Source organism: Vibrio sp. MMH1-50 (assembly GCF_022347645.1).
GTDB classification, from domain to species: Bacteria; Pseudomonadota; Gammaproteobacteria; order Enterobacterales; family Vibrionaceae; genus Vibrio; species Vibrio harveyi.
Genome location: NZ_JAKRGG010000002.1, coordinates 200,974 through 224,197, shown reverse-complemented (window position 1 = coordinate 224,197; position 23,224 = coordinate 200,974). Strand labels below are relative to the sequence as shown.

At 43.9% G+C, this 23,224-nt stretch carries 19 protein-coding genes; 9 read left to right on the top strand and 10 right to left on the bottom strand.

Annotation, left to right across the window (positions count from 1 at the left end; all coding sequences use genetic code 11):
* The first annotated feature begins 175 nt into the window (after positions 1-175).
* Positions 176-2,293, top strand: a complete 2,118-nt coding sequence (locus tag MHO32_RS03060; RefSeq protein WP_239210634.1) for a methyl-accepting chemotaxis protein — start codon at positions 176-178, stop codon at positions 2,291-2,293.
* A 74-nt stretch (positions 2,294-2,367) separates the two neighbouring features.
* On the opposite strand, the gene rsmS is transcribed toward MHO32_RS03060, so the two are convergent.
* From rsmS to dinG, 4 genes are read right to left on the bottom strand one after another with little or no spacing between them, the layout of a single operon-like run.
* The gene (gene rsmS / locus MHO32_RS03055) at positions 2,368-2,532 is read right to left on the bottom strand and encodes a pleiotropic regulatory protein RsmS (RefSeq protein ID WP_005449861.1); all 165 of its coding nucleotides are present in this window, start codon (positions 2,530-2,532) and stop codon (positions 2,368-2,370) included.
* Positions 2,533-2,534: 2 nt separating this feature from the next.
* Positions 2,535-3,077 carry a primosomal replication protein gene (locus MHO32_RS03050; RefSeq protein ID WP_050936480.1) on the bottom strand — a complete coding sequence of 181 codons (543 nt, stop codon included), beginning with the start codon at positions 3,075-3,077 and terminating at the stop codon, positions 2,535-2,537.
* Positions 3,074-3,859, bottom strand: a complete 786-nt coding sequence (locus tag MHO32_RS03045; protein WP_239210633.1) for a sulfite exporter TauE/SafE family protein — start codon at positions 3,857-3,859, stop codon at positions 3,074-3,076. The genes MHO32_RS03050 and MHO32_RS03045 overlap by 4 nt, the downstream gene beginning before the upstream one ends.
* Before the next feature lie 14 nt (positions 3,860-3,873).
* Complete coding sequence (gene dinG, locus MHO32_RS03040) at positions 3,874-5,949, bottom strand: ATP-dependent DNA helicase DinG (protein WP_239210632.1); 2,076 nt, start codon at positions 5,947-5,949, stop codon at positions 3,874-3,876.
* A 514-nt stretch (positions 5,950-6,463) separates the two neighbouring features.
* Between dinG and MHO32_RS03035 the strand changes: the two genes are divergently transcribed.
* Positions 6,464-7,447 (top strand): porin, encoded by a 984-nt coding sequence (locus tag MHO32_RS03035; RefSeq protein ID WP_009698301.1) that lies wholly within the window; start codon positions 6,464-6,466, stop codon positions 7,445-7,447.
* 264 nt (positions 7,448-7,711) lie between these two features.
* Entirely contained in the window at positions 7,712-8,377 is a 666-nt protein-coding gene (locus tag MHO32_RS03030) for a DUF2057 domain-containing protein (protein WP_038898166.1), read from the top strand.
* A gap of 97 nt (positions 8,378-8,474) precedes the next feature.
* Here MHO32_RS03030 and MHO32_RS03025 read toward each other — a convergent pair whose 3' ends face one another.
* On the bottom strand, positions 8,475-9,179 hold the full coding sequence (locus MHO32_RS03025) for a pseudouridine synthase (protein WP_005449848.1): 705 nt from the start codon (positions 9,177-9,179) through the stop codon (positions 8,475-8,477).
* A 371-nt stretch (positions 9,180-9,550) separates the two neighbouring features.
* Between MHO32_RS03025 and MHO32_RS03020 the strand changes: the two genes are divergently transcribed.
* Entirely contained in the window at positions 9,551-11,776 is a 2,226-nt protein-coding gene (locus MHO32_RS03020) for an NADP-dependent isocitrate dehydrogenase (RefSeq protein ID WP_239210631.1), read from the top strand.
* A gap of 129 nt (positions 11,777-11,905) precedes the next feature.
* On the opposite strand, the gene cspD is transcribed toward MHO32_RS03020, so the two are convergent.
* Complete coding sequence (gene cspD, locus MHO32_RS03015; RefSeq protein WP_005427548.1) at positions 11,906-12,124, bottom strand: cold shock domain-containing protein CspD; 219 nt, start codon at positions 12,122-12,124, stop codon at positions 11,906-11,908.
* 711 nt (positions 12,125-12,835) lie between these two features.
* Here cspD and clpS point away from each other — a divergent pair.
* Together clpS and clpA are read left to right on the top strand one after the other, a co-directional pair.
* Positions 12,836-13,156, top strand: coding sequence for an ATP-dependent Clp protease adapter ClpS (gene clpS, locus MHO32_RS03010; RefSeq protein ID WP_005427554.1), 321 nt, complete (start codon positions 12,836-12,838; stop codon positions 13,154-13,156).
* A 48-nt stretch (positions 13,157-13,204) separates the two neighbouring features.
* Positions 13,205-15,475, top strand: a complete 2,271-nt coding sequence (clpA, locus tag MHO32_RS03005; RefSeq protein ID WP_005449844.1) for an ATP-dependent Clp protease ATP-binding subunit ClpA — start codon at positions 13,205-13,207, stop codon at positions 15,473-15,475.
* Positions 15,476-15,822: 347 nt separating this feature from the next.
* On the opposite strand, the gene infA is transcribed toward clpA, so the two are convergent.
* From infA to aat, 3 genes are all read right to left on the bottom strand, one after another.
* Positions 15,823-16,041, bottom strand: coding sequence for a translation initiation factor IF-1 (gene infA / locus MHO32_RS03000; protein ID WP_001040192.1), 219 nt, complete (start codon positions 16,039-16,041; stop codon positions 15,823-15,825).
* An 80-nt stretch (positions 16,042-16,121) separates the two neighbouring features.
* On the bottom strand, positions 16,122-16,823 hold the full coding sequence (locus MHO32_RS02995) for an arginyltransferase (protein ID WP_005450375.1): 702 nt from the start codon (positions 16,821-16,823) through the stop codon (positions 16,122-16,124).
* Positions 16,820-17,530, bottom strand: a complete 711-nt coding sequence (gene aat / locus MHO32_RS02990) for a leucyl/phenylalanyl-tRNA--protein transferase (protein ID WP_005450374.1) — start codon at positions 17,528-17,530, stop codon at positions 16,820-16,822. Before aat ends, MHO32_RS02995 begins: the two co-directional genes overlap by 4 nt.
* Before the next feature lie 41 nt (positions 17,531-17,571).
* Here aat and MHO32_RS02985 point away from each other — a divergent pair, with 41 nt between their 5' ends.
* Positions 17,572-18,048, top strand: a complete 477-nt coding sequence (locus MHO32_RS02985; protein WP_005450372.1) for a glycine zipper 2TM domain-containing protein — start codon at positions 17,572-17,574, stop codon at positions 18,046-18,048.
* Between the two features lie 339 nt (positions 18,049-18,387).
* A complete protein-coding gene (gene aroA, locus MHO32_RS02980; protein WP_005450370.1) occupies positions 18,388-19,668 on the top strand; it encodes a 3-phosphoshikimate 1-carboxyvinyltransferase in 1,281 nt (426 codons plus the stop codon).
* A 65-nt stretch (positions 19,669-19,733) separates the two neighbouring features.
* Here the strand turns inward: aroA and MHO32_RS02975 are convergent, their stop codons facing one another.
* Complete coding sequence (locus MHO32_RS02975) at positions 19,734-19,982, bottom strand: YciN family protein (protein ID WP_005450369.1); 249 nt, start codon at positions 19,980-19,982, stop codon at positions 19,734-19,736.
* A gap of 479 nt (positions 19,983-20,461) precedes the next feature.
* Between MHO32_RS02975 and topA the strand changes: the two genes are divergently transcribed.
* Positions 20,462-23,092, top strand: coding sequence for a type I DNA topoisomerase (topA, locus tag MHO32_RS02970; RefSeq protein WP_029789004.1), 2,631 nt, complete (start codon positions 20,462-20,464; stop codon positions 23,090-23,092).
* Positions 23,093-23,224 lie beyond the last annotated feature (132 nt).

Below are 23,224 nucleotides of genomic sequence, written 5' to 3'. Positions count from 1 at the left end.
TTTATCCTTCTCAGAGGGCGTGTTTGAGCATGATGTTACCATTGCAAAGGCAAGCTGAAAATGGTTCTCATGTAAACGGAATAAGTTTAAAGAATTGTTAAATATGTAATTGCTATTGTGCCCGCGTATGGTTTAATGAGTCTCAAAAATGAGTTTGCTTGAATAAGGATGTTGTATGCGAACCATATCTGTGCAGTGGAAAATTACATTACTCTCCGGGCTTTGCCTGCTCGTCACTTCTTTATCTTTAATTGGTTTTTCGGTCTACAACGCGCTCGGTAACCAAAAGTTGTTGCAGCGAGAAACTAGCTCTTCTGTTATCGAAAAATCTGAACAACTCTTACAGACACGAGCGTTATTAAACGCGACGGAAGTGTCTGAGTATCTCAATGAAGCGACTTACCGCGCTGAAATGTTGGCAGCAAATGCGCTGTTTTTTAAAACCAACTCGGAAGAGAATTTTGGCAGTAGTGAAGATCTTCGCTCCGCTCTGAATGAAATGATTCGTCAGGCAGTGTTACGCTTTGACACGATACAAGCGGCTTATCTGGTGTTTAATCCAGACATGCTCGACAGTGAAGATGCCAACTATCGAAGTGCCGATTACGTCGGTTCTAATGAAGTCGGTCGGTTTGCGACCTATTGGTCCAAAGCGAGCAATGGTGAAAACGTGTTAGCGAGTACGATAAGTGAGCAAGCCTTGAATGAGAATGACAATGCTGAGCGCTTTTACTGTCCGCTCTCGTCTGGTCAAACTTGCATTGCATCGCCGCGGGTTAACACCAACGATGCTGGTTCCTTCTTAACAACATCGATCTCCATTCCGCTCATTGTCGAGAGTATGCCGATTGGCTTCTTGGGTATAGAGCTACGATTAGACCAGTTAGCGAGCATTGCGATTAATTCTGATCAAAGCTTGTTCGCTGGGGCTGGAAAGGTATCAATGATCAGTCTCGATGGAACTTTGTTAGCGTCAGATAGTAACACTGATTCCCCTGGACAGCCTTTTTCGAGTTCCACCATTTCTAATGACAATCTCACTGATTTATTGTTTGGCGGTGAAGCCAAGGTTGAATGGGATGCCTCTGGTGAGTGGATGACGGTCTTTTCGCCTATCCAAATAGCGAATCAAACGTGGGGTGTGATCTTTGAAATGCCTCGTTCTGCAGTGCTTGCTGATGCGGATCAGTTAGACGCTTTGATTACCAATAAGATGCAAGACGGCGTTATTATTGAATTAAGTGTTGGTGTCGCACTTGTCGTTGTTGGACTGATTACAACCGGACTGCTGGCTAAGACCTTAGTGAAGCCGATTCGAGAAGTTGTCGCTCGTTTGGAAGATATTTCGACAGGGGAAGGAGACTTAACTCAGCGTTTGGAAGCTAAAACAGACGATGAAATTGGTCAACTTGCGAGGGCGTTCAATCGATTTCTTGAGCGTTTGCAATTAACGATTAAAGAAGTCGCAGAAACATCTCGACAAATTGCAGATAAGACCGAACATGCAAAACATGTTGTAGCCGTTACTCGAAATAGCAGTGATGCGCAGTTTAAAGAAGTTGATTTAGTCGCGACTGCTGCTGAAGAAATGACGCAAACAGCGGCTTTGGTGGTACAAAATGCCGAAGTTGCGGTAAAGGCGGCTGGTGAGGCGAGTGAATCTGCAGAAAACGGTCAGAAAGTGATCTTGGCGTCTGAAGCTCAGATGCAAAAACTATTATTAACCATGATGAATGCCGTCCCGGTTGTAGAAGAGCTAGCGAAGAACAACGCCAGCATTACCGAAATTCTTTCTGTTATTGAAGGCATTTCTGAGCAAACCAACTTGCTAGCTCTCAATGCAGCAATAGAAGCCGCACGAGCTGGTGAACAAGGTCGTGGCTTCGCTGTGGTGGCTGATGAGGTTAGGAGCTTAGCAAGTCGAACTCAAAGTTCGGTGGGTGAAATTCGAGATGTCATTGCTAATGTTCAAAAGGGCACGCAAGCGGTTGTTGAGTCCATTACAGAAGGGAATCAAAGTGCGCAATCCTCTTCTCAACAGGTGAATATGGCGGTAGAAGAATTACAGAAAGTATTTGAGTCAATTGCTGCGATAAGTGATATGAATAATCAGATAGTAAAAGCGGCAGAAGAGCAGCAATCTGTCTCTAATGAGGTGAATCAAAGTGTGGCGAACATTCGCGATCTGAGCAGAGAAATCCTTAATCAAGCGCAAACGTCGGAAAATGCAGGTATCGAGATGACCTCACTTTCTGATCAACAGCAAACCTTAATGTCTCAATTCAAAGTATAGCGTGGTATCAACGTAAACTCAGCTTAAACAAAGAGGAGCGAAATCGCTCCTCTTTTTTGTCTATTTGTTGTCTATCAGTTTGCGTTGATCTTATTTTCAAGATCGCTTTGTACGATCTTAATCGCTTTTAGCGCTATTTTAGGATCGATTTCATTCGTTTCTAGCAAGTAAATTAAATCGACAGCTAGTTTGATCTCTTCTGGGGCATCATCCAGTGGTGATTTCGATTCTTCAGACATGCTCAATTGTTCTCTCTTTGGATTACTTGCTTCTCTAGCTCGCTTAATGCTGCTTCACAGCGAATCAGTCGTTGTTTTGCGGTTAATACAGCTTTCTGCGCTTCGGTGTGTAAATGAGCTGGAGCAATGGCAACTATTTGTTGTTTTTCTATAACCATCTCGCGCAAGCGACGAGCCCATTCTTTATGCTGCGCGACTTCTTGTTTTAGTGCATCAAGGGACTTGTCTTGTCGAGCGGATTTCTTAGGCTTTGCTTTAGGTATCTCGGCGATAGAAATTTCGCGTTGAATTGCCGTGATTTGGGCAACCAATCGGTCAGTCAGATATTCTGCTCGTTGTGCATTTAACTCACCTTCTTTTTGCTCCTTGATGATGTCGTTTAATGTCGCTCTTGCTTCATTGACACAAGGAACTAACAAACGAGAGCGGCAGCGAAATAGACGTTCATCAAACAGCATTGCCTCATGATGACCTCGCTGATGGTCAAGTGAAGCCGCTTTCTCAGACATTTGTTCTAGACCATTGGAAAGCTGTTTGATGTTCATGATAAGCCTACAAACCACGCATCATAAGCGAGTTTAATTGCTAATACGCTGACAACAGAAACAAACACAGGGCGAATAAATTTAGAACCAAAGCGGATTGCAGAGTGAGCCCCAACAAATGCGCCTGCCATTAAACATACGCCCATTGTTAATCCTAGCACCCAATTTATATGACCCAAAACAGCAAAAGTGGCAAGAGAAGTGAAGTTGCTAGTAAAGTTCATCGCCTTTGCTAACCCGGAAGCGAGCAAGATGTTCAACCGATAAAGCGCCATTGAGCTTACAGTCCAAAATGCGCCAGTCCCTGGTCCGGCTAGACCATCGTAGAAGCCGATTGAGAATCCTTGCAGATACTGCTTTTTATTCAACATTGGGCATGGTTCGGGTGTCGGGCTCTGGTGAGTCGATTGTGGAGCTTTATGGAACACGGTATACATCGCGGCAGCAAGAATAATGAGAGGTAAAACCTTCTCTAGCCATTCAGTACTGATTGCGTCGACAAACAATGTGCCGAGCGTGGCACCAACAAGAGTCGCCACAAACGCTCGTCCCCAGCATTGTGGTTTAAACAAACGCTTCTTGTAGTATGTGAAAGCGGCAGTAGAAGAGGCAAACGATGCTGCCAGTTTATTTGTGCCCAATGCAATGTGCGGAGGGAGTCCCAATGACAATAAGGCAGGGACGGTGAGCATACCGCCACCGCCTGCAACCGCATCGATAAATCCAGCAACAAAAGCGACGAGCGCCAAAACCAACAGCATGGTTGGCTCAATCATTTCCATAAATCGTTATTCTTCTAATATTCTATCTTGCGTTTAAATGGCGGCAACGAGTCAATTAAGGCTTGCCCGTAGCGTTTTGTTATCAAACGTCTATCAAGGATGGTCACTCTACCAGAATCGCGCTCTTTGCGCAGTAAACGACCGACACTTTGAATCAGTTTTTTGCTCGCATCAGGCACAGTAATTTGCATGAATGGGTTGCCCCCTTTCTTTTCTATGTACTCTGAGTGCGCTTGCTCTACGGGTGAGGTAGGGACACCAAAAGGAATCTTAGTAATGACCAAGTTTTCCAATAGCTCTCCTGGTAAATCAAGACCTTCCGAGAAGCTACCCGTGCCAAAGAGAATACTGGTTTTCTGTTGGTCGACGAGCTTTTTATGTTTTTTTAGAATTTCTGCACGTGAACTTTCGCCTTGTACTTGCAGTGCCCAGCCTCGTTTTACAAAATCAGCACTTAGAGCATCTGCGACTTGGTTCATCTGCCAATATGACGAGAATAATACCAAGTTCGCTTTGTTGTCTTCTAAATACTTAGGCAAAATTTCAATAAGATATTCGGTAAACTGTGGCGCTTGAGGTTCATACTTCATCGCAGGGATTAAAAGCTCCGCTTGGTTCTGATAATCAAACGGTGACGCCAAGGCTAAAAACTGCGTACCTGACTCAGGTTTTGCGTCTACTCCCACTTGATGGCAAAAGTAATGGAATGAATTCAGTGCACGCATCGTAGCAGAGACTAATACCGCACCGATACAACGACTCCAGATTTGTTGATCAAGTTGCCAGCCGATTTCCAAAGGTGAAACGCTCACAATATAGTCACCTTCACGATCTGGGTGCTTCTCAAGCCACCTTGCTAACGGTGCCCCTTTTTCTCGTGTTGGCTCTGCCATCAAGTTCCAAACTTGAGCAAGATTTTCTAAGCGCTGAATGTAGAACCCCAATTCAGCCAGAGCTGGCTCTGCTAACCTTGAAGAAAGTTCCCCGTCTTTTACTCGCTCAGCAATCAAATCCGCAATTTTCGCGACACTTTGGTTTGCTTTTTTACTGAGCTGTTTTAAATCTTTAGATTGATTTTCTAACCAAGTTGGAAGTTCGCCATGTTCAAAGCGATAGATGTTTTCTTCAAATTGGTTTGGGTCAAATTGCTTTGTTAATTGGCTAAGCGCGGGAATGAGTTCTTGTACCGACTCCTGCAAGTCGTTGCGAAAGCGTGCGACGCGTTTCTCGTCTGCCAATGATGAGAATTTGCTGGTGGACTGATTGAGTTTTTCTAACCAAGCTGCCGCTCCTTTTAAGCTTGCAGATGCGGAAGCGTGGTCTCGTGCGACGTGCGGAAGATGATGCGCCTCATCAAAGACATAAATAGTATTTTCCGGCTCGGGCAGAATTACGCCACCACCCAGATCGGCGTCTGCCATTACTAATGAATGGTTTGCGATGATGACATCATTTTTATCCAGTTCTGAACGTGCTTTTTGGAAAGGGCAGTTACGATGAGCTGGTAGGCTGTTATTACAGCTGTGCTTGTCACTGACAATCAATTGCCAGATATGGTCATCAATAGGTTTTGGCCAGGAGTCGCGGTCGCCATCCCATTTGCCTTGAGCAAGAGAACTGTACATGGTTTCCAACAAATCAATGTCTTTCTTTTTTGGCTTAGTCTCAAACATGGCAAGTTGTCCGCCATCGACACCACTTGCCGTTGCGAGTTTCTCCGCGCAGCAATAACGTTGGCGCCCTTTTGCCAGAATAAAAGAAAACTCTCGGTCGGTAATACGACGAAATAATGGGAGATCTTTATTCACCAACTGTTCTTGCAACGCGACTGTTGCAGTCGAAATCACGACTTTTCGGTTGTTGTAGACTGCCACGGGAATAACTGCCATCAGATATGACAATGACTTACCGATCCCTGTTCCTGCTTCTGCAACAAGCATTCTATTCGATTTGTGGTATTGCCCGCACAACGTCTTAGCAATTTCTGCGACTAGGTAATTTTGCGCTCTTCGAGGTACAAAGTTATCCAGTTGAGCTTGTAAGTTCTGGTAGCTGGTTCTGATCGATTTTTGGATGTTACTAGTTAGCATAAGTGCCTCAAACGCGTGGGGCGCGCATAGTAGCACACATCACTAGTTGTACTGTAGTTCACAAAACGGAATGCTTTTATGTGGAATGTAGATCTTGTTCACAAAAAAATATTGAACTCAATCTAAATGAAAATAATTTCATTAGGTGAAAAATATAAAGCTTCAAAAATACCATTTGACCAGAATTTTATTCTAAATTAATTCGGTTTTTTGTTGTTGTAAGGTTGTTTATCTCTTTTGTTTATCTTTTGCTAAATTAAGAAAAATCAAGTCGATTGTTTAGAACTTCATCGAATAATTGAAACTTAAATTTCTATGTTGCTGTAAAATAAAGATTTTTTTGTTTTTTGATGTTGTGATTTAGAAAATTTGACAGCCAGAATAATCTTTTGCACTCTAGTGCCCAGATTTTGCAGGTAAAGCATTGTTGCGATTTGATAACAAGCGACCTCAAAAATATAAAAAAGGGAATCGGAAAGGATATCCCAATCTAAGAAAAGGCAGTGGATTAATTATGAAAAAGACTCTAGTAGCTCTTGCAGTAGCAGGCATCTCTACGTCTGCACTAGCAGCAGGCAACATCTACGACAACGGTACAACTTCTTTCAACCTTAAGGGTGAGATCGATACTTACGTAAGTACTGTAGAAGGCAAAGAAAACGGCAAAACTACAGTTAAGCGTGACGTAGACGTTGACCTATGGGCTAAAATCCAAATCGATGCAGAGCACAAACTAAACGAAGACATCAAAGTATTCGGTTCATTTGAACTAGAAAACGGCGAGTTCTTCGATAAAGACAGCAGCTCTGACCACGCTCGCGTACGTACAGATGACCTATACTTCGGTGCTTACTTCGGTGACAACTGGGGTGTGGCTCTAGGTGAAGTTGGTGATTTCGGCGACTCTCTAGACGCAATCACTATCGACAACACTAACGAAGGTCTTGGTTACGTTGATGATTTCGTAAAATCAAAAGAAAGTGCTGGTCACGCTGTTTCAGTTAAAGGTAGCTTCGACAAGCTAACTGTTATCGCTGATGCATACCTAGATCAAAACGAGAAAATCGATACTGCATTCGGTCTATCTGCACAATACGCAATCAACGACATGTTCACTGTTGGTGCTTCTTACCAAGATCAAGAGAACCGTGACGTTGCTGGTACTGATTACCAAGTAATGGGTGCAGCTGTTCGCTTCAACATGGATAACTTCTCTGCTGCAGTTAACTACGTTGCTGAAGAGCTAAACAAAGCTGACCAAGATACATGGTCTGCAGTAGCTGCTTACCAAATGAACGAAGCACGCGTTTACACTTCATTTGGTTTCACTGAGTACGAAGGCGACCACGACCAGTCTTACTACACGTTTGGTGCTGACTACGCTGTAACTGGTAACGTTCTAACGTTCATCGAATACACTGCAAGCGAAAACGACGAGAAAAACGTTTCTAAGAAAGAAGCTGACCTAGTTGTTGCTGGTGTTTACTACACGTTCTAATTTTAGAACTTAAGTAGATATAGTAAAGGTCGCATTTATTGCGGCCTTTTTTATATTAAAAGCTTGCATCTCCTTAGGCTCCTGAAAGCATGGACTAAGTGAGTACATGAAGATTTTTGAGACTTGAATGCGCTTACCAATTATCTACAGTCAATGATGTAGAAATGATTGGCTTTTCAGCAATGATTTCCTCAAACTGTGATGAATCGTAAGCGATATTTAACTCTTTTGATGTAATTAATTGAATTTTAAGGTTATTAGGATATGAGACTAAAAGCTTGGACTGTAGCATTTGTGCTTGGGTTGTTTGGTACAACAGCGAACGCAGACACAACAAATAAAGCTGATACTTCAGCAACCTTAACTACCGCTCAAGGCGTTCAAGTGCTGTTTGTAAATGGCGTTAGTGCGGATGATTTGAGTGAACCGTTTGGTCTTGTTGATGGCTCTAACCAAGTAGTTGTAAAAGTAAACAAAGCTATTGGGCGCGGTGATAAGCGTACTCAAGTTTACTCTGCACCGTATATTCTTGGCTTTAGCTCTGGTGCGGGTGAGCTTTATATTGATGCGCCATCTTTTAGAGAAAAACGTCAGGCAGACAAGCTGTTCGAACAAGACAAAATGGACTGGAAAGTAAGTTTCAACGATAAGTCAATTGATTACTCGCAATATAAAATGCCAGGTGAGAAAGGTGCGTTCCCTTACTCAAACCTAGATGAGCAACTAGCGGAATACAATGAAGCTAATGGCGTTTTCTTTGCTAACGGTAAGAGAGTCGAATTGTCTGAGCTACAAGCAGCGACGGCTGTAACGGCAACTAGCAAAAGCGCGCAAAGAGTAAAATCACCGGTAACAAAAGCGAAGATTGCCTACCTAGAAATGACAGACGAAGAACGTCAGGCATTCATGAAGTGGGTTGCTCAACAATAAATATTATTGGTGATGACAAAAATATAAAAAGCAGGTCTTGACCTGCTTTTTATATTTTTTGATGTGGGTGTTTTTTGATGTGCGAGCTTAGACGAGCTTAGAGAGTGACTTCTCGCCATTCTCCCGGCTTCAAGTCGTCAAGCGCAATATCACCCATGGAGTAACGTACTAAACGCAGTGTCGGGAAGCCAATATGTGCTGTCATTCGTCGTACTTGGCGATTTCGACCTTCAATGATCGTAATTGCTAGCCAAGTTGTAGGAATATTAGCTCTAAACCGAACGGGCGGATTTCTATCCCAGATCTTTGGTTCAGGCATCACTTCTACTTTTGCTGGTAATGTCATGCCATCTTTCAATTCAACACCTTTACGAAGTTTTTCCAAGTCCTCTTCATTAGGTGCTCCATCTACTTGTACCCAGTAAGTTTTTGGCGACTTTGATTGAGGTTGTGTCAACTTTGCTTGCAAGATGCCATCATTTGTTAGCACCATCAGACCTTCGCTATCTCTATCTAACCGTCCTGCCGCGTATACATCTTTGACAGGGATGTAATCCGCTAACGTTTTACGACCATCTCCATCGGTAAATTGGCTCAACGTATCATAAGGTTTGTTGAAGATGATCACCTTACGGTCTTCTGGTGTAATGCGTGGTTTTGTTGACTTTGATGAACGGGTAGAGCGCCCTGGTCGATTTTTCGCCTGTCCATTTGAATGGTTTGACTTGCCTGAGCGTTTAAAATGGCTCGGTTTAGAGTGGTTACTACGGCGACCTTTTTCATGACCCGTGCGAGATGACATGTTAACTACCTTGCAAAAATGTAAATGAACTGTGTTTGAAAGTTTTAAGTTTTCTTCTTATCGGCTATCATTTGCGCGCCTAAAACTAACAAAAGCGCACAGAATAATAGACTATTTCGTGTTATTTGTTTAATGATATAGCCAAGTTGCTTTTAGAGAGGTGTTTTTGCAAAAGAACTTCATGAAAGCAAACTTGGCACAAAGTGCACTCATGGATAGAGAGCCATAGAGCTTCAAACTATAAGAAAGAGTGCAAACCGCATGTCACGTTGGTGAGGAGGAATGCACTACTAACGTTAAGCAATGCGTAAATTCAACGAACTCAGTTGCTGAGTTGTTCAGCTTAGTTGAGTAAAAAATAGGGAAATTTCATGCCTACAGAAAAACCTACAATTATCTACACAATCACTGATGAAGCCCCGGCGTTAGCAACCTATTCATTACTACCAATCATTCAATCGTTTACTGCATCGTCTGGCATTAATGTAGATACTCGTGATATTTCGTTAGCAGGTCGTATCATCGCTAACTTCCCAGAGCATTTAAAAGAAGAACAGCGCATCGGTGACGCGCTAGCAGAACTTGGCGAGTTGGCGAAAACACCAGAAGCAAACATCATCAAACTTCCAAACATTTCTGCATCTATCCCGCAGTTAAAAGCTGCTATCAAAGAGCTGCAAGCAAAAGGCTATGAGTTACCAAACTACCCAGAAGAGCCGAGCACTTACGAAGAAGAAGCGATTAAAGCGACTTACGACAAAATCAAAGGTAGTGCGGTTAACCCGGTTCTACGCGAAGGTAACTCAGACCGTCGTGCGCCACTTTCAGTAAAGAATTACGCGAAGAAGAACCCACACTCAATGGGTGCATGGTCAGCGGATTCTCAATCTCATGTTTCAAGCATGGCAGACAACGACTTCTTCGGTAGTGAAAAATCGGTAACCGTTTCTGGTGCTACTGACGTAAAAATTGAATTTGTCGCTGCAGATGGTTCGGTGAAAGAACTTAAATCGGCGTTCCCTTTACAAGACAAAGAAGTGATCGATTGTTCGGTAATGAACAAGAAAGCGCTTGTTGAGTTCTTTGAGAAGGAAATTGCAGAAGCAAAGCAGCAAGACGTTCTGCTCTCTCTACACATGAAAGCGACCATGATGAAGGTATCGGATCCAGTTATCTTTGGTCATGCTGTTAAGGTTTACTACAAAGACGTGTTTGCGAAATACGGCAAGCTATTCGAAGAGCTAGGCGTTGATGTAAACAATGGTATCGGTGACGTATACGCGAAGATCGATGCGCTACCTGCTGAACAAAAAGCGGAAATCGAAGCGGCGATCCTTGCGGTATACGAAACACAACCAGCACTCGCGATGGTTGACTCAGATCGCGGTATTACCAACCTGCACGTACCAAGTGACATCATCGTTGATGCTTCTATGCCAGCAATGCTGCGTGCATCTGGTCAAATGTGGGGACCAGACGGCAAACAGAAAGATACTAAAGCAATGATTCCAGATCGTAGCTATGCAGGTATTTACCAAGCGGTTATCGATTTTTGTAAAGAACATGGTGCATTTGACCCAACAACTATGGGTAGCGTACCAAACGTAGGTCTAATGGCTCAGAAAGCTGAAGAATACGGTTCACACGATAAGACATTCATTTTAGATGCAGCAGGTACAGTACGTGTTGTAGATGCTTCTGGTGCGGTTCTTCTTGAGCAAGAAGTAGAAGAAGGTGACATCTTCCGTATGTGTCAGGTCAAAGATGCGCCAATCCAAGATTGGGTGAAACTTGCGGTAACTCGTGCTCGTGCTTCGGGTGCGCCGGCTGTGTTCTGGCTTGATGAAGCGCGTGCTCATGATGCAGAACTTATCAAAAAAGTGAATGCCTACCTTCCAGCACACGACACTTCAGGTCTAGAAATTAAGATCCTTGCGCCAATCGATGCATGTAAATTCTCTCTAGAGCGTATCAAAGAAGGTCTAGATACCATTTCTGTAACGGGTAACGTATTGCGTGATTACCTGACCGATTTGTTCCCAATTTTGGAGCTTGGTACTTCAGCGAAGATGCTATCTATCGTTCCGCTAATGAACGGTGGTGGTCTATTTGAAACGGGAGCAGGAGGTTCGGCACCTAAGCACGTTCAGCAAGTTGAAAAAGAAAACCACTTACGTTGGGATTCTCTAGGTGAGTTCCTTGCGCTGGCAGCTTCTCTAGAGCACCTAAGCTCTGTGGCGGGCAATGCGAAGGCTCAAGTTCTTGCTGACGCTCTTGATAAAGCAACAGGCGAGTTCTTAGACGAAAATAAATCACCTTCTCGTAAAGTAGGTGAGTTGGATAACCGTGGTAGCCATTACTACTTAGCATCGTACTGGGCGAAAGCATTGGCTGAGCAAACAGAAGACGCGGATCTTGCAGCAGAGTTTGCCCCTGTCGCAAAAGCGTTGGCAGAGAAAGAGGAAGCGATTGTGTCTGAGCTAAACAACGCGCAGGGTGTAAAAGGCGAGCTAGGTGGTTACTACTCTCTTGATGATTCTCTAGCGTCTACATTGATGCGTCCAAGCGCAACGCTGAACGCTATTATCAATAAATAATCTTGTACACGCTACTTCGGTAGACCTATAGAAACAATAAACCCGCTTTACGCGGGTTTATTTTTCTCTTCATAAAAGCTCGTGTGCTTCTACGAGAGCAAATGATTTGTCTTTCCGACAGCGCTCTATTTATTTGGCTTGGCCTTCTATTGGAACAACGCTGCTTGCGTGTGAACCTTTTGGACCTTTTTCAATCTCGTATGAGACTTGTTGGCCTGCTTTCAGTGTACGATAACCGTCCATTTGGATAGTTGAGTAGTGGGCGAAAATGTCTCCTTCCTCTTCGTCTGAACAAATAAACCCAAATCCTTTGGCGTTGTTAAACCACTTTACTGTACCTGTAGCCATGCTTTTACATCCCTCATGCATTTTTTACTGATGTTGTTACTTCACCCAAGCCATCCCTTCAGCTTGGTCTCATTGTTAGCCTTGCTATGCTAGTAATTGCTAACACACGTCGAGTGTGCACATCCACATTCATCAAATTGTTAGAAATCCAACAAATTCAGAATGAGGATTTATGCATCAACACTTTCCACTGTAGTCAATGAATCTCGTCAGTCAATAGTGAAAGACAACATTAAGAAACATATTTGAAAACAAATCACTTTTGAGATTAACAATTTTGCAAACTCAATCGAGGTGGTTCGCCGAAGTTTAGATAAAAGGTCTGCAAGGTATTGAAATAGAGCGAAGGCATTCTAAACCAAGTGTGTACATTAGAAGATTCTACTAAATGAATAAAAAGTGATGTTTTCGTGATATTTAGCGACTTTTCCGTTGTAAGTGTGATCTTGGCAGTTTAAGAATGTTTATCGGTTATATGGAAACAGAGCAAAAATTGATAGTTCTAACAGCAAAAAATAACCGTTCTAAGAGATAAAAATCTTTTATTTGCGCGCCTGCCGGAGGTGCATTAGTCTCTATATGAGGACGCAAATTTTATCTATCAAAATCGAATTAGGTGTCATATCTCACTACACCGCACGGCATGCTTATGGTAGATTGTTTTTATAGGTCGAAAACATCAACCCTTTGATACGATATCTTTGAATTGCCATGAGTAAAAATTTTGAATGGGTGACTCCAGACTCAGATCTTCTGGAGCGAGAAAGTACAAAAGTTCAGCCGCCAAAGCTATACAACGTTGTACTCAATAATGATGACTATACACCTATGGATTTCGTCATAGAGGTGCTTGAGCGATTCTTTTCACATGATATTGATAAAGCAACGCAAATCATGCTCAAGATTCACTATGAAGGAAAGGCAATTTGTGGCACATACAGTGCAGAAATTGCCGAAACAAAAGTAGCGCAAGTGACGATGTACTCAAGGGAAAATGAGCATCCGCTACTATGTACTATGGAGCAAGCGTAATAAGAAGACTTGCTCGAGCAACCAAAGTTGTTCTTTCGGGAGGTACTTATGCTAAATAAAGAACTAGAGTCAAGCCTTAACGGTGCATTCGCTCGTGCACGTGACAAACGCCACGAGTTCATGACTGTCGAACACCTCCTACTTGCATTATTGGAGAATGATGCAGCTAAGGAAGCCCTTCTAGCCTGCAAAGCGGACCTTGATGCTTTGCGTAACGAACTCGATATTTTTATCGACCAAACAACGCCGCTCATCCCAGAAAGCGATGAGACGCGCGAAACCCAGCCGACATTGAGTTTCCAGCGTGTACTTCAACGCGCCGTCTTCCATGTTCAGTCGTCTGGTCGAAGCGAAGTGACCGGGGCAAACGTTCTTGTTGCTATTTTTAGTGAGCAAGAGTCTCACGCCGCTTATCTGCTGAAAAAGAATGATATCTCTCGTTTGGATATCGTTAACTTTATCTCTCATGGTATTACCAAAGCTTCTGGTTCAAGCGAAGACTCTTCTTCGTCCGATTCTTTTGGCTCGGAAGCGCCTGAAGAAACCAACCCAGAAGAACGTTTAGAAAGCTTTGCTACAAATCTAAACCAAGTTGCAAAAGCCGGTAATATCGACCCTCTTATTGGTCGTGATAAAGAGCTAGAGCGTACAATCCAAGTACTTTGTCGCCGCCGCAAAAATAACCCATTACTTGTGGGTGAAGCTGGCGTAGGTAAAACGGCGATTGCCGAAGGTCTCGCTTGGAGAATCGTTGAGGGGCAGGTTCCTGAAGTGATTCAAAACAGTGTGATTTACTCACTGGACATTGGTTCTTTACTCGCTGGTACTAAATACCGTGGTGATTTCGAGAAGCGCTTTAAGTCTGTGTTAAAGCAGCTAGAGAAAGAAGAAGACGCGATCCTGTTTATCGATGAAATTCATACCATCATCGGTGCGGGTGCCGCTTCTGGTGGTCAAGTCGATGCCGCTAACCTGATCAAGCCTCTACTAAGTAGTGGTAAGTTGCGTTGTATCGGTTCAACGACGTACCAAGAGTACAGCAACATCTTTGAGAAAGAGCGTGCATTGTCCCGTCGTTTCCAAAAGATCGATGTGGTAGAGCCTTCTCTGGACGATACAACCAAAATCCTAATTGGTTTGAAACCTAAGTATGAAGCGCACCACGAAGTACGTTATACCAACAAAGCGCTGCGTGCAGCGGTAGAGCTGTCAGCGAAGTACATCAACGAGCGTCACTTGCCAGACAAAGCAATCGACGTTATTGATGAAGCAGGCGCCCGCAGTCGTCTAGCGCCAGCAAGCCGCCGTAAGAAGACCGTTGGTGTTGCAGACATCGAAGCGATGGTCGCTAAGATGGCACGTATTCCAGAGAAATCAGTATCATCTTCAGATAAAGACATTCTGAAGAATCTGGATGACAAGATGAAGATGCTTGTGTTCGGTCAAGATACGGCAATCGATGCACTGTCAGAAGCAATCAAGCTATCTCGTGCTGGTCTTGGTGTGGATAACAAACCTGTTGGCTCATTCCTGTTTGCAGGTCCAACAGGCGTTGGTAAAACAGAAGTTACCGTTCAGCTTTCTAAACTGCTAGGCATTGAGCTACTGCGCTTTGATATGTCTGAATATGGTGAGCGTCACTCGGTCAGTCGCTTGATTGGTGCGCCTCCTGGTTATGTTGGCTACGACCAAGGTGGTCTATTGACGGATGCGGTGATTAAACATCCTCATTCGGTCGTGCTGCTTGATGAGATTGAAAAAGCACACCCGGATATCTTTAATTTGCTACTGCAAGTGATGGATAACGGTACGCTAACGGACAACAACGGTCGCAAAGCGGACTTCCGCAACGTGATCCTTGTAATGACCACGAACGCAGGTGTAGCTGAAACTGAGAAGAAATCGATCGGTCTTATCCAACAAGACAACAGTCATGATGCGATGGCGGAAATCAAAAAGGTATTTACCCCTGAGTTCCGTAACCGTCTAGACAATATCATTTGGTTCAATAGCCTAGATGAAACGGTTATCCATCAAGTGGTTGATAAGTTCATCGTGGAGCTACAAGTGCAGCTGGACGCTCGTGGTGTGTCGATGGAAGTATCGCAAGATGCGCGTCATTGGTTGGCTCACAAAGGGTACGACAAAGCGATGGGAGCTCGCCCTATGGGACGTGTTATCCAAGAGCAGCTTAAGAAACCTTTGGCGAATGAACTTCTATTTGGATCACTGGTTGACGGTGGTACAGTGAAAGTTACGTTGGTGAAAGACGAGCTTAAGTTTGAGTACTTAAGTGAGAAAGAAGCTGCGCTTCACTAAGCTTAGGTCTTATTTTTTTTCTAAAAGCGTGCGCTTAGTCGTGCGCTTTTTTATGCCTGCTATATATTCTCAATTAACCTCAATGAGCTTTGTTCAGCGAGAATGACTTGATTTGAAGGCAGGCAACTATTTGAAACGCTGGCTATTTCGCTTCATTGTCTTCCTTGCTTACTTTCGGTAAACAGAGAATCAATGATAACGCTTTGAATCCTGTAACTTGAAGTCACTTGAGTATAGCTTGTAGCGTGAATTGAATTCCCAAAGCCAGACTGGTTTTTAAAGCAAATGACAAGCAATAAAAAACGGAGCTACGAGCTCCGTTTTTTATTGTATTCGAAAATCAGAGATTAACGAGCACGGAAGACGATGCGGCCTTTAGATAGGTCGTATGGAGTCATCTCTACAGTTACTTTATCACCAGTAAGGATACGGATGTAGTTCTTACGCATCTTGCCAGAGATATGTGCAGTCACAACGTGACCGTTTTCAAGTTCAACGCGGAACATAGTGTTTGGTAGAGTGTCAAGCACAGTGCCTTGCATCTCAATTACGTCTTCTTTAGCCATTTAATCCTCTTTAGAAATTAGGCGGTATTAGCGGGCTAATTTTGCCGCTAAACAGTAATTATGTAAAGTTGGGGCGTATTCTACCCTTGCCAACGCTGATTTACTAGCCTTTGGTGTCTCTGAAAGCGAGTTTTGTAGTTCATCGCCGGACATTCATCGATTTGATACCCTAGATACAGCCAATGTTTGTTGTGCTGTCGGCAGTATTCTAGCTGGAAAAGCACGCCTAAGGTCCCGAGAGACAAAGGATAATCTGGGTCAAAGAAGGTGTAAAACGCACTCGCACAATGCTCCATAATATCAGTGACAGCAACGGCTACTAGGCGCGCTTCGTCATCATAAACATGAAGAAAGCCAGTCGTTAACCATGTTGTTTGAGCAAATCGCGCGAACTCGTCTTCCCGAGGTGGATACATAGTACCATTTTGGTGCCGTTCGCAAATATAACGGCTGTAGAGTTCAAACCAATTTGAATCGAGCTCAGGTTTCATCTCCCAATGCAGTGCCTTTCCTTTGTTTAGCAAACGTTTCTGGCTTTTGGATGCTACGAAATCCGGTACTGCGATTCGGATTGGTTGACAAGCACTACAGTGCTGACAATGCGGCTTGTAAATGGTGTCTCCACTGCGGCGGAAACCATTAGCCATCAATACTTGATAGCTTTGCTCTGTATGCAAATCAGCATCAAGAGCTACTGCCACACGCTCTTCACGCTCAGGTAAATAGCTGCATGGATGGTTGTTGGTTAACCCAATACGAATATGTTGGAGATCTGTGCTCATGATACCGCGCCCTGCAAAATCTGTGGCTCAAACGTGCCCAAATCGGTTTTCTTATCTCTTAAAGATAGTAGTTTTTGTATGAAATCGTCGCGTTGGAGTTCAAATGCACCAAGCGATGCTAGGTGTGGGTTCATCACCTGACAATCAATCAATTGACCTTGATTTGACGCCAAGTGTTCGCACAGATACCACAATGCGATTTTTGAAGCATTGTCTTTGAGGCTAAACATCGACTCACCACAAAAAAGTCGACCGACGCTAATACCATATAGACCGCCAATTAATTGATCGTCGTGCCATACTTCTACTGAGTGACAATGACCACGCTTTGCAAGCTCGATATAAGAAGCTTGCATCTCGTCATTGAGCCAAGTCTCTTCCGCAGGGCGGGTGGAAGAGCAAAACTGAATGACACGTTCGGTTGCGTTGTTTAACGTTACTTTATACTGTTGTTTACGCTGAAACTTTTTCAAACTCTTGGAAGGCGTAAAGGTCAAAGGATCGAAAACAGCTCGTGGTGATGGACTCCACCAGAGAATTGGCTCTCCGGGACCATACCAAGGGAAAATGCCTTGTTGATAGCCACATAGGATGCGGTCGGGGTTAAGGTCGCCACCAAACGCCAATAAACCGTTTGGATCGCTCAGCGCATCATAGGGAGATGGAAAAGAGAGCGAATCATCAAGTTCAGTTAAATAGATAGCCATAAAGAGAAGTTTACCAACATCAGAGCCTATAGGAGCTTATTATGAGCAGAGAAAGACTTAATATAAAACGATGGGCATGGATCATACTGTTTTTGCCATTTTTCGCCAATGCAGCTTATGAAAGAAATGTAGCAAAACCAGTCAATCAAGTGGTGTATGGCAAAGTCGATTCTGTGCGATACATAACTCAACAAGAAGTAAAGCAATCACAAAGTAACGGTTGGGAAACGCTTCTTGGTGCCACAATTGGTGGTCTAGTTGGCAACCAATTTGGTGGTGGCACAGGTAGAGAAGTCGCAACTGCCGTGGGCGCACTCGCGGGGGCCGCAGTCGTTCGAAATCGAAATAACTACGAATACACGGTTGAGTATAAATTGGTTGAGCTGCTAATTAAGGTTGATGGCAACAAACTTATCAACGTCATTCAAGACGTTGATAATAGTATGCTGTTTAACCGTGGTGATGATGTACGCATTCTGTATTTTGATGATGGTGTCAGGGTTGATATTGCGTATTAGATATTTCTAAGTAACCTCGAGATGTTTGGGGTAGCGACAATGGCTTGGTTTGTTAGCGTGGTTAGGATTTGAAGGTTCAGTGGAGCCAAGCCAAAAGTTGGCAACCAATACACTGCGTTGTTTTCTTTGCTCTCGAGTCAATGACAACGGTCTGAACCATGCATCTTGAAGTCACTTGGGTATATGTTTGTACTGCAAAAACGAAGTTGACTAATTATTCAAAAATTAGCGTAGATTTGCTCTGGTTTTGTGGTGGCTTTTTCGTTAGTCTGAATTCACGAAGAATTGTTTAGCTCTCAAAAATTGTGAAGTGAGAGCACAAAGGATTAACAACTTTTAATGGAAAGCCTAACGTTACAACCTATCAATAAAATTCAAGGGGAAGTGAACCTTCCTGGATCAAAAAGCGTTTCCAATCGAGCTTTGCTTCTTGCCGCTCTAGCAAAAGGCACGACTCGGTTGACCAACCTTCTCGACAGCGATGATATTCGCCACATGTTGAACGCTCTGACTAAGCTTGGTGTTCAGTATCAGTTGTCTGAAGACAAGACAGAATGTGTTGTAGAGGGGCTTGGTCGTCCATTTTCTGTTTCTGAACCTGTTGAGCTATTTTTGGGTAACGCAGGTACAGCAATGCGCCCATTGGCAGCAGCCTTGTGCTTAGGTGAAGGTGAATACGTTCTTACTGGCGAACCTCGCATGAAAGAACGCCCAATTGGTCACCTAGTGACAGCCTTAAAAGCAGCAGGCGCTGACGTCGAATATCTAGAGAACGAAAACTACCCACCGCTGAAAATCACTGGTACTGGACTTAAGTCTGGCTCTGTATCGATTGATGGTTCAATCTCTAGCCAATTTCTGACAGCGTTTTTAATGTCAGCACCGCTGGCTGATGGTGAGATTCGCATCAATATTGACGGTGAGTTGGTTTCTAAACCATACATCGACATTACACTCCATATTATGAAGCAGTTTGGTGTCAACGTAATCAACAATGATTACCAAGAGTTTGTGATTCCAGCTGGTCAGCAATATATCGCTCCGGGTGATTTTTTGGTGGAAGGTGATGCTTCTTCTGCTTCTTACTTTTTGGCCGCAGCTGCCATCAAGGGTGGTGAAGTAAAAGTAACCGGTATTGGTAAGAACAGCATTCAGGGAGATATCCAATTCGCTGATGCACTTGAAAAAATGGGTGCAGAAATCGAATGGGGTGATGATTACGTCATTTCTCGTGTTGGTCAGTTAAAAGGCATCGATATGGATTATAACCATATCCCTGATGCAGCAATGACTATTGCAACGACAGCGCTTTTTGCTGAAGGTACAACCGCAATTCGCAATGTATACAACTGGCGCGTAAAGGAAACGGATCGCCTTTCAGCGATGGCGACTGAGCTTCGTAAAGTCGGTGCTGAGGTGGAAGAGGGTGAGGACTACATCATCGTGAAACCAGTCCCTAAGCTTACGCACGCAGCGATTGATACTTACGATGATCACCGCATGGCGATGTGTTTTTCATTAGTGGCACTGAGTGATACTCCAGTGACGATTAACGACCCTAAATGTACGTCAAAGACCTTCCCAGATTACTTCGATAAGTTAAAGGCACTAAGCTGCTAATTCGCCTTATTGAAAGTGAAAAGCCAGAGTAGAGACTCTGGCTTTTTTATTGGAATTTGAAGCGCTTACTTGTTCAATGTGAACTCTTTTGAAAGGTGGTGCGCTAGGTACTTAAACATATTGAAAACCGCAGTAGTGTTGGTTGTCGGCAGACCTTTTTCATCTAAGAAGTACTCACCTTTAAACACCAAAACACCGTCTTTTTCTTCTACACTTGTTGCGCGCATGCCTTCAATGTAGTCATCGTGCTCTTGGATGATTTGGTTCGCAATTAAAAGAAGGTCGAACTCTTCAATGTGTTTTCTATCAGACATACCATTCTCGTCATTCAATGAAACTTTAAGTGGGGGCAGTATACCCACAATTGTGAAGGGTTTGCATACTAAAAACAGTGATTGCGTGTTTTACGAACGTCACACGTTAATATAGAGGGAGTAGCGAAGCGATTCTCATCTGCAAATAGCCGATATTTCACTGGCATAACTTAAGCTTACGTTCTGATCGCGTAAGACAAATTATTTTGTGATGAGAGACAAAATTTATCGAATTCGACTAGCGAGAGGAAACTTTGCCTGCTTAGTATATGCCGCTCAAGACCTTTTGCAGTACCCTGCCTCGTCAAAGTACAAAGGCGATGAATTGTCAACCAATCGGATCTGAATTTCAAAAAAGCAGTTGATCTTCTTTTCATCTCGCACAATAGTAAAAAAAGAAGCAATGAAATAGAACATTATGCGGGTAGCTTCCTTTGGGCTAGTTACCCGCATTATTATGAAGGACGTTAGAGTCAGTTATGGGTAAATCGCTCGTTATAGTGGAGTCACCAGCCAAGGCTAAGACGATAAATAAATACCTTGGTAAAGACTTTATTGTTAAGTCTAGTGTTGGTCACGTGCGTGATCTGCCTACGGCCGGTCAAAGCACTGGTGAGAAAAAAGCCGCAGCCATTTCTACTAAAGGAATGAGCCCGGAAGAAAAAGCGCGTGTCAAAAAAGAAAAAGACCGTAAAGCTCTAATCAAAAAAATGGGGATTAACCCATATCATGACTGGGATGCGAATTACCAAATCCTTCCAGGCAAAGAAAAAGTCGTTAGCGAACTGCAAAAATTAGCCAAAGATGCTGATTACGTTTATCTCGCAACCGATTTAGACCGCGAGGGGGAAGCAATCGCATGGCACCTTCGTGAGATCATCGGTGGCGATGAAGAGCGATACAAACGCGTAGTGTTTAACGAGATCACGAAGAATGCAATCCAGCAAGCTTTCCAAACGCCTGGTGAGCTAAACATGGATGGTGTTAACGCACAACAAGCACGTCGATTCATGGACCGTGTAGTAGGTTTCATGGTTTCTCCATTGCTATGGAAGAAAGTGGCGCGTGGTCTGTCTGCTGGTCGTGTACAATCAGTAGCGGTTAAACTACTGGTTGAGCGTGAGCGTGAAATCAACGCTTTCATTCCAGAAGAATTCTGGGATATCAACGCAAATACGCACACAAAAGATAAGACGGCGTTCAAACTGCTTGTTGCGCAGAAAGATGGCGTTGCGTTTAAGCCAGTTAACGAGGCTGAAACCAAGGCGGCGATGTCGGTACTGGAAAACGCAAGCTACGAAGTATGTAAGCGTGAAGACCGCCCAACGAAAAGTAAGCCGTCTGCACCATACATTACGTCTACACTTCAGCAAGCAGCGAGTACTCGTTTAGGCTACGGCGTTAAGAAGACAATGATGCTGGCGCAGCGTCTATACGAAGCGGGTTACATCACCTATATGCGTACCGACTCAACCAACTTGAGCGCGGAAGCAGTAGATGCAGTTCGCGGTTTCATCGGTTCTGAGTTCGGTGACAAATACCTTCCAGCTAAACCGCTAACATACGGTAGCAAAGAAGGCGCACAAGAAGCGCACGAAGCAATTCGTCCTTCCGATGTTGCTGTGAAAGCTGAAGACCTACAAGGTGTTGATGCGGACGCACATAAGCTGTACGCGCTGATTTGGAATCAATTCGTTGCGTGTCAAATGACGCCTGCAGAATACGATTCAACCACCATCAGTGTGAAAGCGGCTGAGTACACGCTAAAAGCGAAAGGTCGTATTCTTAAGTTTGATGGTTGGACTCGCGTTCAACGCCCAATGGGTAAAAACGAAGATACGATTCTTCCTGCTGTTCAACTGGGCGATAAGCTGGATCTTGAATCACTAGATCCTAAACAGCACTTTACCAAGCCACCAGCACGTTTCACAGAAGCGGCGCTGGTAAAAGAACTTGAGAAGCGCGGCATTGGTCGTCCTTCTACATACGCTTCAATCATCTCTACGATCCAAGATCGCGGCTACGTAAAAGTAGAACAGCGTCGTTTCTACGCAGAGAAGATGGGCGAGATTGTTACTGACCGTCTGGATGACAGTTTCAACGATCTAATGAACTACGACTTCACTGCGCGTATGGAGCAGAAGCTTGACCAAATCGCTGAAGGCGATGTGATGTGGAAAGATGTTCTAGATAACTTCTTCACAGACTTCACTGGCGATCTAGAGAAAGCGGAGCAAGACGAGAACGAAGGCGGCATGAAGTTGAATCACATTGTGATGACAGATATCGAGTGTCCGACTTGTAGCCGTCCTATGGGTATTCGTACCGCGTCAACAGGCGTATTCCTAGGCTGTTCTGGTTACGCATTGCCACCTAAGGAGCGTTGCAAGACAACCATCAACTTGGGTGACGAAGACGGTATCATCAACGTTCTAGAAGAAGATGTGGAAACAGCAGCTCTGCGTGCTAAGAAGCGTTGTCCTATCTGTGAAACGGCGATGGACGCATACTTGATCGATGATAAACGCAAGATGCACGTTTGTGGTAACAACCCGAACTGTGAAGGCTACATCGTCGAGCATGGCGAATTCAAAGTGAAAGGCTATGATGGTCCAGTTGTTGAGTGTGACAAGTGTGGTTCTGACATGGTGCTTAAGAACGGTCGCTTCGGTAAATACATGGATTGTACAAGTGAAACGTGTAAGAACACTCGTAAGATCCTTAAGAACGGTGAAGTAGCACCGCCGAAAGAAGATCCAGTTCATTTCCCTGAACTTCCATGTGAAAACTCAGATGCGTACTTTGTTTTACGTGATGGTGCTTCTGGTCTGTTTATGGCTGCGAGTAACTTCCCTAAATCACGTGAGACTCGTGCACCATTAGTTTCTGAACTTGCTCGCTTCGAAGAACGTCTTCCTGAGAAGTTTAAGTATCTGACTACCGCGCCAACTGCGGACCCTGATGGTCGCCCTGCTGTTGTTCGCTTTAGCCGCAAGAGCAAAGAGAACTACGTGCGCACTGAAGACAATGGCAAACCAAGTGGTTGGACGGCATTGTTTATCGATGGTAAGTGGGAAATCACGGACAAGCGCAAAAAAGCGAAAGCATAATCCTAGAGATTGAATCGATAAGGCAGCTCATACGCTGCCTTATTTTTTACCTGCTATTTTATAATTCATTCATTTCACCAATCATTTTTCTTCCATTTTTCACCATTCTTGTTTTCATCCAACGGTCATAGT